This is a genomic window from Mesorhizobium hunchu, assembly GCF_040081975.1.
GTDB classification, from domain to species: domain Bacteria; phylum Pseudomonadota; class Alphaproteobacteria; order Rhizobiales; family Rhizobiaceae; genus Mesorhizobium; species Mesorhizobium hunchu.
In genome coordinates this window covers 92,833-107,435 of record NZ_JBEBMG010000005.1, presented here as the reverse complement: position 1 = coordinate 107,435, position 14,603 = coordinate 92,833, and the positions used below count along the sequence as shown (strand labels likewise).

At 63.4% G+C, this 14,603-nt stretch carries 14 protein-coding genes; 13 read left to right on the top strand and 1 reads right to left on the bottom strand.

What is annotated here, in order from left to right; translation table 11 throughout:
* Window positions 1–116 precede the first annotated feature (116 nt).
* Window positions 117–1,754 (top strand): CTP synthase, encoded by a 1,638-nt coding sequence (gene pyrG / locus ABMA46_RS10920; protein ID WP_348999377.1) that lies wholly within the window; start codon window positions 117–119, stop codon window positions 1,752–1,754.
* A 31-nt stretch (window positions 1,755–1,785) separates the two neighbouring features.
* Complete coding sequence (locus ABMA46_RS10915) at window positions 1,786–2,328, top strand: DUF1697 domain-containing protein (protein WP_348999376.1); 543 nt, start codon at window positions 1,786–1,788, stop codon at window positions 2,326–2,328.
* A gap of 47 nt (window positions 2,329–2,375) precedes the next feature.
* On the opposite strand, the gene ABMA46_RS10910 is transcribed toward ABMA46_RS10915, so the two are convergent.
* Window positions 2,376–3,833, bottom strand: a complete 1,458-nt coding sequence (locus tag ABMA46_RS10910; RefSeq protein ID WP_348999375.1) for an NCS1 family nucleobase:cation symporter-1 — start codon at window positions 3,831–3,833, stop codon at window positions 2,376–2,378.
* A gap of 231 nt (window positions 3,834–4,064) precedes the next feature.
* Here ABMA46_RS10910 and ABMA46_RS10905 point away from each other — a divergent pair, with 231 nt between their 5' ends.
* The 11 genes from ABMA46_RS10905 to lpdA all read left to right on the top strand — a co-directional run bounded on the left by ABMA46_RS10905 (window position 4,065) and on the right by lpdA (window position 14,542).
* Entirely contained in the window at window positions 4,065–4,934 is an 870-nt protein-coding gene (locus ABMA46_RS10905) for a VOC family protein (protein WP_348999374.1), read from the top strand.
* Window positions 4,931–5,761, top strand: a complete 831-nt coding sequence (gene kdsA / locus ABMA46_RS10900) for a 3-deoxy-8-phosphooctulonate synthase (protein WP_348999373.1) — start codon at window positions 4,931–4,933, stop codon at window positions 5,759–5,761. Before ABMA46_RS10905 ends, kdsA begins: the two co-directional genes overlap by 4 nt.
* A gap of 78 nt (window positions 5,762–5,839) precedes the next feature.
* Complete coding sequence (locus ABMA46_RS10895) at window positions 5,840–6,043, top strand: dodecin family protein (protein ID WP_348999372.1); 204 nt, start codon at window positions 5,840–5,842, stop codon at window positions 6,041–6,043.
* Window positions 6,044–6,120: 77 nt separating this feature from the next.
* The gene (locus tag ABMA46_RS10890) at window positions 6,121–6,486 is read left to right on the top strand and encodes a PRC-barrel domain-containing protein (protein ID WP_348999371.1); all 366 of its coding nucleotides are present in this window, start codon (window positions 6,121–6,123) and stop codon (window positions 6,484–6,486) included.
* A gap of 156 nt (window positions 6,487–6,642) precedes the next feature.
* A complete protein-coding gene (gene eno, locus ABMA46_RS10885) occupies window positions 6,643–7,917 on the top strand; it encodes a phosphopyruvate hydratase (RefSeq protein WP_348999370.1) in 1,275 nt (424 codons plus the stop codon).
* A gap of 110 nt (window positions 7,918–8,027) precedes the next feature.
* Window positions 8,028–8,351 (top strand): FtsB family cell division protein, encoded by a 324-nt coding sequence (locus tag ABMA46_RS10880; protein WP_348999369.1) that lies wholly within the window; start codon window positions 8,028–8,030, stop codon window positions 8,349–8,351.
* Window positions 8,352–8,523: 172 nt separating this feature from the next.
* A complete protein-coding gene (pdhA, locus tag ABMA46_RS10875) occupies window positions 8,524–9,603 on the top strand; it encodes a pyruvate dehydrogenase (acetyl-transferring) E1 component subunit alpha (protein WP_348999368.1) in 1,080 nt (359 codons plus the stop codon).
* 15 nt (window positions 9,604–9,618) lie between these two features.
* Complete coding sequence (locus ABMA46_RS10870) at window positions 9,619–11,019, top strand: pyruvate dehydrogenase complex E1 component subunit beta (protein WP_348999367.1); 1,401 nt, start codon at window positions 9,619–9,621, stop codon at window positions 11,017–11,019.
* A 17-nt stretch (window positions 11,020–11,036) separates the two neighbouring features.
* The gene (locus ABMA46_RS10865) at window positions 11,037–12,398 is read left to right on the top strand and encodes a pyruvate dehydrogenase complex dihydrolipoamide acetyltransferase (protein ID WP_348999366.1); all 1,362 of its coding nucleotides are present in this window, start codon (window positions 11,037–11,039) and stop codon (window positions 12,396–12,398) included.
* Window positions 12,399–12,426: 28 nt separating this feature from the next.
* Window positions 12,427–13,065, top strand: a complete 639-nt coding sequence (locus ABMA46_RS10860) for an SGNH/GDSL hydrolase family protein (RefSeq protein WP_348999365.1) — start codon at window positions 12,427–12,429, stop codon at window positions 13,063–13,065.
* A 13-nt stretch (window positions 13,066–13,078) separates the two neighbouring features.
* Complete coding sequence (gene lpdA, locus ABMA46_RS10855) at window positions 13,079–14,542, top strand: dihydrolipoyl dehydrogenase (RefSeq protein ID WP_348999364.1); 1,464 nt, start codon at window positions 13,079–13,081, stop codon at window positions 14,540–14,542.
* Window positions 14,543–14,603 lie beyond the last annotated feature (61 nt).

Sequence of the window (14,603 nt, the reverse complement as noted above, 5' to 3'; positions counted from 1 at the left end):
GGCCCTTTTGTTTTGACCGCAAGCGCCGGCAAGGCCGCAAAGCGGGCAAGCAATGCCGGGAAAAACCGATCGCGGCGGTTTTTCCTCTGGCGGAATCAATCAAGCCGCGTTAAGCGATGGGTCCCATGGCGCGATACGTATTCATCACTGGCGGCGTGGTTTCTTCCCTTGGAAAAGGCATAGCCGCAGCGGCTCTCGGAGCCCTGTTGCAGGCGCGCGGCTACCGCGCGCGCATCAAGAAGCTCGATCCCTACCTCAATGTCGATCCGGGCACGATGAGCCCCTATCAGCACGGCGAGGTGTTCGTGACCGACGACGGGGCCGAGACGGACCTCGACCTTGGCCACTACGAGCGCTTCACCGGCCGCTCGGCCAACCAGGCCGACAACATTACCACCGGGCGCATCTACAAGAACATCATCGAGCGCGAGCGGCGCGGCGACTATCTCGGCGCGACCGTGCAGGTGATTCCCCACGTCACCGACGAGATCAAGAATTTCGTCCTCGACGGCAACGAGGACTATGACTTCGTCATCTGCGAGATCGGCGGCACGGTGGGCGACATCGAGGCGATGCCGTTCCTCGAATCGATTCGCCAGATCGGCAACGACTTGCCGCGCGGGCAGGCCGTCTATGTTCACCTGACCCTGATGCCGTGGATTCCCGCAGCAGGCGAGCTGAAGACCAAGCCGACCCAGCATTCGGTCAAGGAGCTGCGCTCCATCGGCATCGCGCCGGATATCCTGCTGGTGCGCGCCGACCGTGCCATTCCGAAGGAAGAGCGCCGCAAGCTTTCGCTCTTCTGCAACGTGCGCGAGTCGGCGGTGATCCAGGCGCTCGACGTCGGTCACATCTACGACGTGCCGATCGCCTATCACAAGGAAGGACTGGACGGCGAAGTGCTGGCCGCCTTTGGCATCGAGCCCGCCCCGAAACCGCGCATGGCCCCCTGGGAGGGCGTTTCCAACCTGATCCACAACCCGGAAGGCGAGGTGACCATTGCCATCGTGGGCAAATACACCGGGCTGAAGGACGCCTACAAATCGCTGATCGAGGCGCTGTCGCATGGCGGCATGGCCAATCGCGTCAAGGTCAAGCTCGACTGGATCGAGAGCGAAATCTTCGAAAAGGAAGATCCCGCGCCGTTCCTGGAGAAGGTGCATGGCATCCTCGTGCCCGGCGGCTTCGGCGAGCGTGGCTCGGAAGGCAAGATTCTCGCGGCGAAGTTCGCGCGTGAGCGCAAGGTGCCGTATTTCGGCATCTGCTTCGGCATGCAGATGGCCTGCATCGAGGCGGCTCGCTCGCTCGCCGGCATCGAGAATGCGTCGTCCACGGAATTCGGCCCAACCAAGGAACCCGTCGTCGGCTTGATGACCGAATGGCTGAAAGGCAACATGCTGGAGAAGCGCAAGGCAGCCGGCGATCTCGGCGGTACGATGCGCCTCGGCGCCTACGAGGCGCGGCTGGCCCCCGAATCCAAGATCGCCGACATCTATGGCGGCACCGATATTTTCGAGCGTCATCGTCACCGCTACGAAGTCAATATCGACTACAAGCAGCGGCTGGAGGACTGCGGGCTGGTGTTCGCCGGCATGTCACCCGACGGCGTGCTACCCGAGACAGTGGAATATCCCGATCATCCCTGGTTCATCGGCGTCCAGTATCACCCCGAACTGAAAAGCCGTCCGCTGGAGCCGCACCCGCTGTTCGCGTCGTTCATCGAAGCGGCGGTGGAGCAGAGCCGGCTGGTGTAGAATCGATCTGGACTGTGACGAGAGCAGACCGATGGCCGCCTACGCCGCGCTTCTCTACAGCGTCGTCCTGACGCCACAGAAGCGTGTTGTCATGGCGGACCTTCGCACCATGGCCGAGAGCCTCGGCTTGCTGAACGTCCGCACGCTTGCCTCCAGCGGAAACCTTGTTTTTTCAACGGAAGAGGGCAGTGTTTCCGTCATGGAAGCGCGCCTTGAGGCTGCGTTTGAGAAAAATTTCGGACGCTTCGTCCCGATCATCGTCCGGACGGCCGATGCCTGGTTCAGGCTCGCCGCCGCTAATCCTTTCCCGGACGAATCCAGCGACGCGCCGGATCAGGTCGCCGTTCGCGTCATGCGAAAGCAGGTGTCCGGGAGCGAAATCGAGCCCTTGCGCCAGGCGGCGTCGCCGGACGAGAAGGTCGAGCTTGTCGACGGCGACCCGTGGATTTTCTTCTCGCGCGACCGGCCGAACTCGCGCCTGCTCGCGGCCATGAACCACAAGCGGCTCGGCGTCGGCACCAGCCGCAACTGGAATACGGTGCGCGGCTTGGCGGAGATGATCTCCGATACATAAAAAAAGGGCGGCCGAAGCCGCCCTTCCTGAGGTCGTCCGGAAAGATACTATGCTTTCGCGGCTCTCGCGCCGGCGCCGAGCGCGGCGGTGCGCAGCACGTAGTAAACCGCGCCTGCGATCGCCACGCCGAAGAACCAGCCGTAGACGCCCCACCAGGCCGGCAGCCAGTCGGTGAAGTTCGGCAGGATCGAGGAGAAGATCGCGCCGACGATCGCGGCGATGAAGGCGTTGACGTGCCAGCCGTTCTGGAAGCGGAATTCGCCGTCTTCCTTGTAGAGACCGACCACGTCCAGCTCGCCTTTCCGGATCAGATAGTAGTCGACCATCATGATACCGAAGATCGGCCCCATCGTCGCGCCGATCGTGTTGACGAAGGATGCGGCCGAGCCTTCCCACGGAGCGAAGGGATAGAGCACCAGCGCGATGAGCGCGGCGATGTAGCCGCCCTTCTTGAAGTCGATCTGGCGCGGGAAGACGTTGGAGAAGTCGAAGGCCGGCGAGACGAAGTTCGCGACCACGTTGATGCCGAGCGTCGCCACCGCGAAGGTCAGCGCAGCCAGCGCCGCGAGGAACCACGAATCGAACTTGGCTGAGATCTCGTCCGGATGCAGCAGCACCTCGTGATAGACGTCCCATGCGGCGATGGTGGTCACGCCGGCGACCAGCGAGAACAGGATCAGATTGACCGGCAGGCCCCACAGATTGCCTTTGCGCAACGCGGCCTTGTCAGGCGCGTAACGGGCGAAGTCGCAGAAGTTGAGGTAGAGCGCCGAAAAATAGGTCACCCAGATCGCTGCCACCGCGGCCAGCGAGCCCACCGACCCCGGCGTGCCGGGAACGCCTGCGTCCTTCGTCTTTTCCAGAAGAACGTCCATGGGAATGTCGCTGGAAATGGCGAAGGTTCCGGCCTTGAAGCACAGGTAGACGGCGAGGATCAACATCATCACCCATACGGTCGGCCCGGCCCAGTCCTGGAAGCGGCGGACCGTTTCCATGCCTTTCTGGATGATCATCAACTGCAGTATCCACATGATGAGAAAACAGATCACGTCGAGCGTCGAGTGACCCAGCATATGGCTATTGGCGTGGAAATCCGCGAACCACGGATTGCGCACCAGCAGCGCGACGACCGCACCCGACGCGGCTGCCGTCTGCGCGCCGTACCAGAAGCAGGCGACGATCGCGCGCACCAGGGCAGGAATGTTGGCGCCCCATATGCCGAACGAGGCGCGGGCGAGAACGGGATAGGGTACGCCGGTCTTCACGCCGGCATAGCCGATCAGGTTCATCAGCACGAAGATGATCAGCGACCCTGCGCCGATAGCGATGAGGAAGTTGACGAAGCCACCGCAGAACAGGAACAGGCTGGCGGCCAGGTAATAGCCCCAAAGACTGTGAACGTCCGACGTCCACACGTTGAAGATGGAAAACGGACCCCAATTGCGGACCTTGGCCGGCGCAAGGTCTTCATTGTAGAGGTCGGGTGAAGCGCCTGGTATTGTCATTGCTGTCCCCGTTTTTGATGGTTGCGCGCACTCAAGCGCGTAGGCGCGACGTTACGCCTCACCTTGCGTAAGGGAAACCGGATGATTTGCCGGCTTTTGCCTTAAAGACATTTTATGCGGATCGCGCTTATCGCCGTGGAGAAGCGGGTCGCTTGACCGATTCGGCCGCATGGGCCGCGCATCAAAGGGGCGCTTGAATACGGCCTCGTCTTCGTGCACACGAAACCCCGTATGACAACGCATCCGCTCGACCATCTGGTTCTTCCCACGCGTGACCTTGCGACGGCGCGGGCGCGATTGGCGGCGCTCGGCTTTACCGTCGCGCCGCAAGGCACGCATCCGTTCGGCACGGTCAATTGCTGTATCTATCTGGCGGACGGCTCGTTCATCGAGCCGCTGGCTGTCGGCGATTCCGCCGAAGTCGACCGGGCGGCAGCGGCAGGCAACGTGTTCGTCGGCCGCGATCGCGCCTTCCGGGCCCGCAATAGCGACGAAGGCTTTTCCGCCGTCGTGTTCGGTACCGGCAATGCCGATGCCGACCACTCCACCTATCTGGACGCAGGTATTTCGGCCGGCAGGCGGCTCGATTTCTCGCGCCCGTTCGTGGATGCCTCGGGCTGTCAGGATACGGCTTCGTTCCGGCTGGCCTTCGCGGCGTCGCCTGACATGGCAGACGCCTTCGTCTTCGCCTGCGAGCGCGTCAACGCGCCCAAGGTGGATCGCAGCGCGCTGGAGGTCCATGAGAACGGCGCGTTGGCAATCCGCGAGATTGTCGGGGTGGCGACCGACCCCGCGGGCAAGCTCCGCTTCCTGGCGCAGGCGGCCGGAGCGACGGAAGATGCCGTGGCCGGCGACAGGCTCGTTCTGCCGAATGCCGTATTGACCCTGAGCGAGCCGGACGGATTCGAGCGCCGGTTCGGCGTTCCGGTCCAACCGTCTACGCTGCGCTTCGCGGCCATCGTCTTCGGCGTGAACCGGATCGAGCCCTTGGCGGACCTTCTTGCCGCAGGCGATGTCAGCCACCATTTGCGTGACGGCTGGGTCGTCGTGCCGCCGGCTTCCGGACAGGGCGCTACTTTCGTTTTCGAGGAGATTTCATGAGCAAGCCGAACGCAACCGTTTCCGTCGGCGATGTCCGCTTCGGCAATGACGCGCCGCTGGCCGTCATCGCCGGGCCCTGCCAGCTCGAATCGCGCCAGCATGCCTTCGACATGGCAGGTAGCCTGAAAGAACTGGCCGGGAAGCTCGGCTTCGGGCTCGTCTACAAGACCAGCTACGACAAGGCGAACCGCACTTCGCTCTCCGGCCGCCGCGGCGCCGGGCTGGAGGCGGCCATGCCGATCTTCGACGATCTGCGCAGGGAATTCGGCCTGCCGGTGCTCACCGACGTCCACACGGAAGACCAATGCGCGATCGTCGCGCCGCATGTGGACATATTGCAGATACCGGCCTTCCTCAGCCGTCAGACCGACCTGCTGATCGCGGCTGCGCGGACCGGCAAGGTCGTCAACGTCAAGAAGGGCCAATTCCTCGCGCCGTGGGATATGAAGAACGTCGTCGCCAAGGTGACGGAATCGGGCAACGCCAACGTGCTGGTGACCGAGCGCGGCGCCTCGTTCGGATACAACACGCTGGTTTCCGACATGCGCGCGCTGCCGGTGATGGCCGAGATCGGGGCGCCCGTCATCTTCGACGCGACACATTCGGTGCAGCAGCCGGGCGGGCAGGGTGGCTCGACCGGCGGCGATCGCCGGTTCGTGGAAACGCTGGCACGTGCGGCCGTCGCCGTCGGTGTCGCGGGCGTCTTCATCGAGACGCATGAGGATCCGGACAACGCCCCCTCCGACGGGCCGAATATGGTGCCGCTGAAGGATTTGCCGGCATTGCTGGAACGGCTGATGGCTTTCGACCGCATCGCGAAATCCTGATTCACTTGCCTTGTGGCGGTCGACGCCAGGCGATAGGCTTCCAACCGGGGGAAGTTGATCAGCCATGAGGAGAAGCCCATGTCCGTCGCCCGTGTCACCGAGATCACCTCGTCGTCGAAAGTGAGCTTCCAGGATGCGCTCGAGAAGGGCGTTGAGCGCGCCAACAAGACCCTGAAGAACGTCCGCGGCGCCTGGGTGCAGGAACAGAAGGTGGAGGTCGAGGACGGCAGGATCGTGGCCTACCGCGTCAACATGAAGGTGACGTTCGTCCTCACCGACTGACCGGTCGAGCATGGACGGAACCTTCGTCCCCGCGCCTCATTGTTCTGGTATCCGACAGCAACAACGAGGAGCGTACCATGACCACTCAGACAGGACATACCGAAGCCATCGCCGCCTCGCGCGTGATCGGCACGTCGGTTTACAATTCAGCCGGTGAATCCATCGGTGAGATCGAGGACGTGATGCTGGACAAGCTGTCCAACGGCATCATGTTCGCCGTCATCGGATTCGGCGGCTTTCTCGGCATGGGCGAGAAGTACCACGCCGTGCCGTGGGCCAGTCTCGACTATGAGAAAGACAAAGGCGGCTATGTCGTGCCTTTCACCAAGGAACAGCTCAAGGCGGCTCCCGCACACTCGATCAATGAGCTGACAGCCGGCGACGGCGAGGCCGTTCGCGATGAATCCTACAGTTATTACGGCGTGCAGCCCTATTGGCATTGAGCCGTTTCCAGGACGGCAGCGATTGGAGACCCCGTGGCGACGCGGGGTCTTTTGCTTGTCGTCTTCACGTCAAAGTTCAGGCCGCATGGATTGCGTTTTGCCGCGCTTTGGCTAAGACGGGCGACGATTTCAATCGATCGAAAAGAGGATTGCCCAATGACCGCCATCGTCGACATCGTGGGCCGCGAGATTCTGGACAGCCGCGGCAATCCGACCGTCGAGGTCGACGTCGTTCTCGAAGACGGTTCGATGGGCCGCGCCGCAGTGCCGTCGGGCGCCTCGACCGGCGCGCATGAGGCGGTCGAACTGCGCGACGGCGGCGAGCGCTATCTCGGCAAGGGCGTCGAGCGGGCCGTCGAGGCGGTCAACGGCGAACTGTTCGAGGCGATCGGCGGCATGGAGGCCGAAAACCAGATCCATATCGACCGTACCATGATCGAGCTGGACGGCACACCCAACAAGAGCCGTCTCGGCGCCAACGCCATTCTCGGCGTTTCGCTGGCCGTCGCCAAGGCCGCCGCCGAGGCCGCCGGCCTTCCTCTTTATCGCTATGTCGGCGGCGCGGGCGCGCATGTGCTTCCGGTCCCGATGATGAACATCATCAACGGCGGCGCCCATGCCGACAATCCGATCGACTTCCAGGAGTTCATGATCATGCCGGTCGGCGCGTCCAGCCTGCGCGAGGCGGTCCGCTGGGGTTCCGAGGTGTTCCACACGTTGAGGAAGCGGCTCAAGGACGCCGGCCACAACACCAATGTCGGCGACGAGGGCGGCTTCGCGCCGAACCTGAAGAGCGCGCCGCAGGCGCTCGACTTCATCATGGAATCGATCGAGAAGGCCGGTTACAAGCCGGGCGAGGAGATCGCGCTCGGCCTCGACTGTGCATCGACCGAGTTCTTCAAGGATGGCAACTACGTATACGAAGGCGAGAAGAAGACGCGCGACCCGAAAGCCCAGGCCAAGTATCTCGCCAAGCTGGCAGGCGACTACCCGATCGTCTCGATCGAGGACGGCATGGCCGAGGACGATTGGGAAGGCTGGAAAATCCTCACCGATCTCGTCGGCAAGAAGGTCCAACTGGTCGGCGATGACCTGTTCGTCACCAATTCGGCACGCCTGCGCGACGGCATCCGAATGGGCGTCGCCAACTCCATCCTGGTCAAGGTGAACCAGATCGGCTCGCTCACCGAGACGCTCGATGCGGTCGAGACCGCGCACAAGGCCGCTTATACGGCCGTGATGTCGCATCGGTCGGGCGAGACCGAGGATTCGACCATCGCCGACCTCGCCGTGGCCACCAATTGCGGGCAGATCAAGACAGGCTCGCTGTCGCGCTCGGACCGCATCGCCAAATATAACCAGCTCATCCGCATCGAAGAGGAACTGGGCGAGCAGGCGAGTTATGCTGGCCGTTCCATCGTCAAAGGCTGAGTGGACGCCGATCCGGCCATCATCTGCGACTGTACGGCACGGAATATGCCGTGCCGTAACCGTCCATTAAGCACAATCGGGCGACAAAGAGCCAACAGGGAATGGCTCTTATGTGGACACGCCAGCACAGGCAGAGGAACACCGGTCGGCTGATCGTGCCGACGCTTTGCGCGGCGGTCCTCGCCTATTTCGGTTTCCATGCCTATCACGGCGAATACGGCATCAATTCCAAGTACAAGCTCCAGGCCAGGATCGCCGAATTGCAGGCGCAGCTCGATACCGTGAAGGAGCGGCGGGTAGCGCTTGAACGGCGCGTGCAATTGCTGCACGATGGCACCTTGGAAAAGGACATGCTCGACGAGCAGGCGCGGCGAGCCCTCAATGTGGCGCGCCCCGACGAGGTTATCGTGATGATACCCTCGGCGACGAATTAACCTGATATCGGTTAATCAACCTAAGATTCAATAATTCTAATCGGTTACGTGCATGACAGCCATGCGTTTTTCCGCATGGTGAAAGCCTATTTTGCGTGCTAGCCTTCTTCACCGATGGGGAGGCGCGATCTCCCTGCATGTCCGCCAAGAGACGCCAACAGGGAGTGATTTGATGGCCACCGCTGCCAGAAATGCGCCTGCCAAATCCAAAGCCGCATCAAAATCGAGAAGCGAGTCCGGTAGATCGAGATCGGATGCGAAGGCGTCCGTCCCTTCGACGCCGAAGCCCGCGGACTTCAGCAAGGAACAGGAGCTTTCCGCCTATCGCGGCATGCTTTTGATCCGCCGCTTCGAGGAAAAGGCCGGCCAGCTTTACGGCATGGGCTTCATCGGCGGCTTCTGCCATCTCTATATCGGCCAGGAGGCCGTGGTGACGGGCGTCAAGATGGCGCTGATCGAAGGCGACCAGATGATCACGGCCTATCGCGATCACGGCCACATGCTGGCGATGGAGATGTCGCCGCGCGGCGTCATGGCGGAACTGACCGGCCGCATCGGCGGCTATTCGCGCGGCAAGGGCGGTTCCATGCACATGTTCTCCAAGGAGAAGAATTTTTACGGCGGCCACGGCATCGTCGGCGCCCAGGTGCCGCTCGGCACGGGCCTCGCCTTCGCCAACAGGTATCGCGAAAACAACAACGTCTCGGTCACCTATTTCGGCGACGGCGCCGCCAACCAGGGCCAGGTCTACGAAAGCTTCAACATGGCTTCGCTGTGGAAGCTGCCGGTGATCTACGTCATCGAGAACAACCGCTACGCCATGGGCACGGCGGTCACGCGGTCCTCGGCGGAGACGAACTTCTCGCATCGCGGCGCCTCGTTCAAGATTCCCGGCATCCAGGTCGACGGCATGGATGTGCGCGCGGTCAAGTCCGCGAGCGAGATGGCGGCGGAGTGGTGCCGTTCGGGCAACGGGCCGATCATCCTGGAAATGCAGACCTATCGCTATCGCGGCCACTCCATGTCGGACCCGGCGAAATACCGGTCCAAGGAGGAGGTGCAGAAGATGCGCTCCGAGCACGACCCGATCGAGCAGGTCAAGGCGCGCCTGATCGACAAGAAATGGGCCAGCGAGGACGACCTGAAGGCCATCGACAAGGAAGTCCGCGACATCGTCGCGGATGCCGCTGATTTCGCGCAGCACGATGCGGAGCCGGATGCGTCCGAGCTCTGGACCGACGTGCTGCTCTAAGGGGAGAGACAGGACATGCCGATCGATATTCTCATGCCCGCGCTCTCGCCGACGATGGAAGAGGGCAATCTGGCCAAATGGGTCAAGAAGGAGGGCGACAAGGTCGCCCCCGGCGACGTGATCGCCGAGATCGAGACCGACAAGGCGACGATGGAAGTCGAAGCCGTGGACGAGGGCACGCTGGGCAAGATCATCGTCCCGGAGGGCACCGAAGGCGTGAAGGTCAATGCGCCGATCGCTGTGCTCCTGCAGGAAGGCGAGAGCGCCGACGACATCGGCAAGGCCGCCGCGCCCGCCACGGCGGAGGCGCCGGCCAAGACCGAGGAGCCCGCCGCGAAGGCTGCCGAAGAACCTGCGGCGGACAAGGCGGCGCCCGTTCCCGCCGCGCCGAAGTCGGAAGCGACGGCCGATCCCGACATTCCCGCCGGCACCGAGATGGTCTCCACCACGGTGCGCGACGCGCTGCGCGACGCGATGGCGGAGGAGATGCGGCGCGATCCGGACGTCTTCGTCATGGGCGAGGAGGTCGCCGAGTATCAGGGCGCCTACAAGGTCACGCAGGGGCTGTTGCAGGAATTCGGCCCGCAGCGCGTGGTCGATACCCCGATCACCGAGCATGGTTTCGCCGGCGTCGGCGTTGGCGCGGCGATGGCCGGCCTGAAGCCGATCGTCGAGTTCATGACGTTCAACTTCGCCATGCAGGCGATCGACCAGATCGTCAACTCGGCCGCCAAGACGCTCTATATGTCCGGCGGGCAGATGGGTGCGCCAATGGTCTTCCGCGGCCCCAACGGCGCTGCCGCCCGTGTCGCGGCGCAGCACAGCCAGGATTACGGTGCCTGGTACGGGCATATTCCCGGCCTGAAGGTCGTCCAGCCTTACACGGCAGCGGACGCCAAGGGCCTGCTCAAGGCGGCGATCCGCGATCCGAACCCGGTCATCTTCCTCGAAAACGAGATTCTCTACGGCCACTCCTTCGATGTGCCGAAGCTGGACGATTTCGTGCTGCCGATCGGCAAGGCGCGCATCCACAAGGCGGGCAGGGACGTCACGATCGTGTCATGGGGCATCGGCATGACCTATGCGATCAAGGCAGAGACCGAGCTTGCCAAGCTGGGCATCGACGTCGAGATCATTGATCTGCGCACGATCCGTCCTATGGATCTGGAGACCGTCATCGCCTCGGTGAAGAAGACCAACCGGCTGGTGACGATCGAGGAAGGCTATCCGCAGTCCTCGGTCGGCGACTTCATCGCCAACCAGGTGTCGCGGCAGGCATTCGACTATCTCGATGCGCCGGTCATCACCATCGCCGGCAAGGACGTGCCGATGCCTTACGCCGCCAATCTCGAAAAGCTGGCGTTGCCGAGCGTGGCCGAGGTGATCGAGGCGGTGAAAGCCGTCACCTATCGCTGAGCGGAGGGGAGGGAATAATGCCCATCAACATCACCATGCCGGCCCTTTCGCCCACGATGGAAGAGGGCAATCTCGCCAAGTGGTTGGTCAAGGAAGGCGATAAGGTCGCGCCGGGCGACGTGATCGCCGAGATCGAGACCGACAAGGCGACGATGGAAGTCGAAGCCGTGGACGAGGGTACGGTCGCCAAGCTCGTCGTGCCGGCCGGCACCGAGGGCGTCAAGGTCAATGCGCTGATCGCCGTACTCGCCGGCGAGGACGAGGATGTCGCCGCTGCCGCAAAGGCCGGCGGAGATTCCGCGCCGGAAGCGAAGGCCGAAGCGCCGCAAGCCGAGGCTGCCAAGGCCGAGCCAAAGGCGGGCGCGCCGAAAAGCGAAGCGCCGAAGGCTGAGGCTCCCGCACAGCCTGCGCCGAAGGCGGTCGCTTCGGGTTCACCCGCCAATGGGGATCGGACATTCGCTTCGCCGTTGGCGCGGCGTATCGCCAAGGATGCCGGTGTCGATGTTTCCGCCATTTCCGGCTCCGGCCCGCATGGGCGGGTGGTCAAGGCGGATGTCGAGGCGGCGATTTCCGGCGGCGGCGCGAAGGCTGCGCCCGCTGGCAAGGCTGCGACCGCCGCGCCGATGCCGATGTCGGACGATGCGGTGCTGAAGCTGTTCGAGCCCGGCTCCTACGAGCTGATCCCGCACGACAACATGCGCAAGACCATCGCGCGGCGTCTGGTCGAGGCGAAGTCCACCATCCCGCATTTCTACCTGACCGTCGATTGCGAACTCGACGCTCTGCTGGCCCTGCGCTCGCAGCTGAACGCCGCCTCGCCGATGAAGAAGACCGACAAGGGCGAGGCGCCTGCCTACAAGCTCTCCGTCAACGACATGATCATCAAGGCGATGGCAATGGCCTTGGTTGCCGTGCCGGACGCCAACGTCTCGTGGACCGAGAGCGCGATGGTGAAACATGCGCATGCCGATGTCGGCGTCGCCGTCTCGATTCCCGGCGGTCTGATCACGCCGATCGTCAGGAAGGCCGAGCAGAAGTCGCTGTCGGCGATCTCCAACGAGATGAAGGACCTCGCCAGACGCGCCCGTGAGCGCAAGCTCAAGCCCGAGGAATATCAGGGCGGCACGACGGCCGTTTCCAATCTCGGCATGTTCGGGGTGAAGGACTTTTCCGCCGTCATCAACCCGCCGCATGCGACGATCCTGGCGGTCGGCGCGGGCGAGCAGCGTGCGGTGGTGAAGAGCGGCGAGATCAAGATCGCCACCGTCATGTCGGTGACGCTGTCGACCGACCACCGGGCCGTCGACGGTGCGCTCGGCGCCGAACTCATCGCCGCCTTCAAAAAGCTCATCGAAAACCCGATGGCGATGCTGGTGTAGAGGCCGAATCCTGGAGCGCGACAGGCCTATGAAAACGGTCCTCTGCTACGGCGATTCCCAGACCTGGGGCTACGATGCCGCCACGCAGGGTCGTCATGCGCTGGCGGATCGCTGGCCGAGTGTCCTGCAGGCCATCCTCGGCGATGGCGTCCATGTCGACGCCGAGGGTCTGAACGGCCGCACCACCGCCTTCGACGATTGGCTCGCCGGGGCCGACCGCAACGGCGCTCGGCTTTTGCCGACACTCCTGACCACCCACGCGCCGCTGGATCTGGTCATCGTCATGCTCGGCGCGAACGACATGAAGCCGTGGGTCCATGGCAACCCCGTCGCGGCCATGCAGGGCATGCGGCGATTGGCGGAGATCGTGCGGTGTCACGACTATCCGTTCGGTTGGCCCGCGCCGCAGCTTCTGCTCGTCGCGCCGCCTTCGGTCAGCCGGACGGACAATGCGGAATTCAAGGCAATGTTCGCCGGCGGCGACGAGGCTTCGCGCCATCTTTCCGCGCTCTATGCCGGGCTTGCCGACGAACTGGGCTGCGGCTTCTTCGACGCCGGGTCGGTGGCGGCGACCACGCCGATCGACGGCGTCCATCTGGATGCCGAAAACACGCGGGCTATCGGGGCCGCGCTTGCGCCCCTCGTGCGCGTGATGCTGGAACTTTGAACGGAGAAACACCGTGGCTGAAAACTACGACGTCATCATCATCGGTTCCGGCCCCGGCGGCTATGTCACCGCTGTCCGCTCGGCCCAGCTCGGCTTCAAGACGGCGATCGTGGAGCGCGAACATCTGGGCGGTATCTGCCTGAACTGGGGCTGCATCCCGACCAAGGCACTGCTGCGCTCGGCCGAGATCAAGCATTATGCCGACCACCCGGACGCCTACGGCCTCAAGATCGACGGCAAGGTCAGCGCCGACACGGCCGCCGTGGTGGACCGCTCGAGAAAAGTGTCGCTGCGCCTGAACGGCGGCGTCGCCTTCCTGATGAAGAAGAACAAGGTGGATGTCATCTGGGGCGAGGGAAAGATCGCCAAGGCGCCGGCAGGCGGCAAACCCGGCGAGGTGGTGGTGTCCAAGACCGCCAAGAAGCCGATGGAACCGCAGCCGCCTGTTCCGAAGGGCGTGAAAGGCGACGGCACCTACACGGCCAAGCACATCATCGTCGCCACCGGCGCGCGTCCTCGTGTGCTGCCCGGCATCGAGCCGGACGGCAAGCTGATCTGGACCTATTTCGAGGCGATGGTGCCGAAGGAGATGCCGAAGTCGCTGCTCGTCATGGGCTCAGGTGCCATCGGCATCGAATTCGCCTATTTCTACCGCACGATGGGCGTCGACGTGACCGTGGTGGAAGTCATGCCGCAGGTCATGCCGGTCGAGGACGCCGAAGTCTCGAAATTCGCGCAGAAGCAGTTCGAGAAGCAGGGCATGAAGATCCTGCTGGAGGCGAAGGTCGCCAAGGTCGAGAAGGGTGCGAACTCCGTCACCGCCACCATCGAGAAGAAGGACGGCACCACCGAGAAGATCACCGCCGACCGGATGATCTCGGCCGTCGGCGTGCAGGGCAATATCGAGGACCTCGGCCTGGAAGCGCTCGGCGTGAAGACCGATCGCGGCTGCGTTGCCGTGGATGGCTACGGTGCGACGAACGTGCCCGGCATATACGCCATCGGCGATGTCGCCGGTCCGCCCATGCTGGCGCACAAGGCCGAGCACGAAGGTGTCATCTGCGTGGAGACGATCGCCGGCGTTCCCGGCGTTCACGGCCTCGACAAGTCCAAGATTCCCGGCTGCACCTATTGCAGCCCGCAGGTCGCCTCTGTCGGCCTGACCGAACAGAAAGCGAAAGCGGAAGGACGTGACATCCGCGTCGGCCGCTTCCAGTTCGGCGCCAATGGCAAGGCCATCGCGCTCGGTGAGGACCAAGGCTTCATCAAAACGATCTTCGACAAGAAGACCGGTGAATTGCTCGGCGCCCACATGATCGGTGCGGAAGTGACCGAACTGATCCAGGGCTTCGTCGTCGCCATGAACCTGGAGACGACCGAGGAAGAACTGATGCACACGGTCTTCCCGCACCCGACGCTCTCTGAAATGATGAAGGAAAGCGTGCTCGACGCCTACGGCCGGGCGCTGAACGCGTGACGATGGAACCATTCGGCCGGCAGAACTGTTTCCACAGGCACTTCAACCTATCCTTGAGGGA

What these genes read in the sequence shown, in the direction of transcription:
- ABMA46_RS10895 (WP_348999372.1), top strand. Translation starts at nt 5,840, where the DNA reads ATGTCCGTCGCCCGTGTCACCGAGATCACCTCGTCGTCGAAAGTGAGC.
- ABMA46_RS10865 (WP_348999366.1), top strand. Translation starts at nt 11,037, where the DNA reads ATGCCCATCAACATCACCATGCCGGCCCTTTCGCCCACGATGGAAGAG.
- ABMA46_RS10880 (WP_348999369.1), top strand. Translation starts at nt 8,028, where the DNA reads ATGTGGACACGCCAGCACAGGCAGAGGAACACCGGTCGGCTGATCGTG.
- ABMA46_RS10860 (WP_348999365.1), top strand. Translation starts at nt 12,427, where the DNA reads ATGAAAACGGTCCTCTGCTACGGCGATTCCCAGACCTGGGGCTACGAT.
- pdhA (WP_348999368.1), top strand. Translation starts at nt 8,524, where the DNA reads ATGGCCACCGCTGCCAGAAATGCGCCTGCCAAATCCAAAGCCGCATCA.
- ABMA46_RS10905 (WP_348999374.1), top strand. Translation starts at nt 4,065, where the DNA reads ATGACAACGCATCCGCTCGACCATCTGGTTCTTCCCACGCGTGACCTT.
- ABMA46_RS10870 (WP_348999367.1), top strand. Translation starts at nt 9,619, where the DNA reads ATGCCGATCGATATTCTCATGCCCGCGCTCTCGCCGACGATGGAAGAG.
- ABMA46_RS10910 (WP_348999375.1), bottom strand. Translation starts at nt 3,833, where the DNA reads ATGACAATACCAGGCGCTTCACCCGACCTCTACAATGAAGACCTTGCG.
- pyrG (WP_348999377.1), top strand. Translation starts at nt 117, where the DNA reads ATGGGTCCCATGGCGCGATACGTATTCATCACTGGCGGCGTGGTTTCT.
- kdsA (WP_348999373.1), top strand. Translation starts at nt 4,931, where the DNA reads ATGAGCAAGCCGAACGCAACCGTTTCCGTCGGCGATGTCCGCTTCGGC.
- ABMA46_RS10890 (WP_348999371.1), top strand. Translation starts at nt 6,121, where the DNA reads ATGACCACTCAGACAGGACATACCGAAGCCATCGCCGCCTCGCGCGTG.
- eno (WP_348999370.1), top strand. Translation starts at nt 6,643, where the DNA reads ATGACCGCCATCGTCGACATCGTGGGCCGCGAGATTCTGGACAGCCGC.
- ABMA46_RS10915 (WP_348999376.1), top strand. Translation starts at nt 1,786, where the DNA reads ATGGCCGCCTACGCCGCGCTTCTCTACAGCGTCGTCCTGACGCCACAG.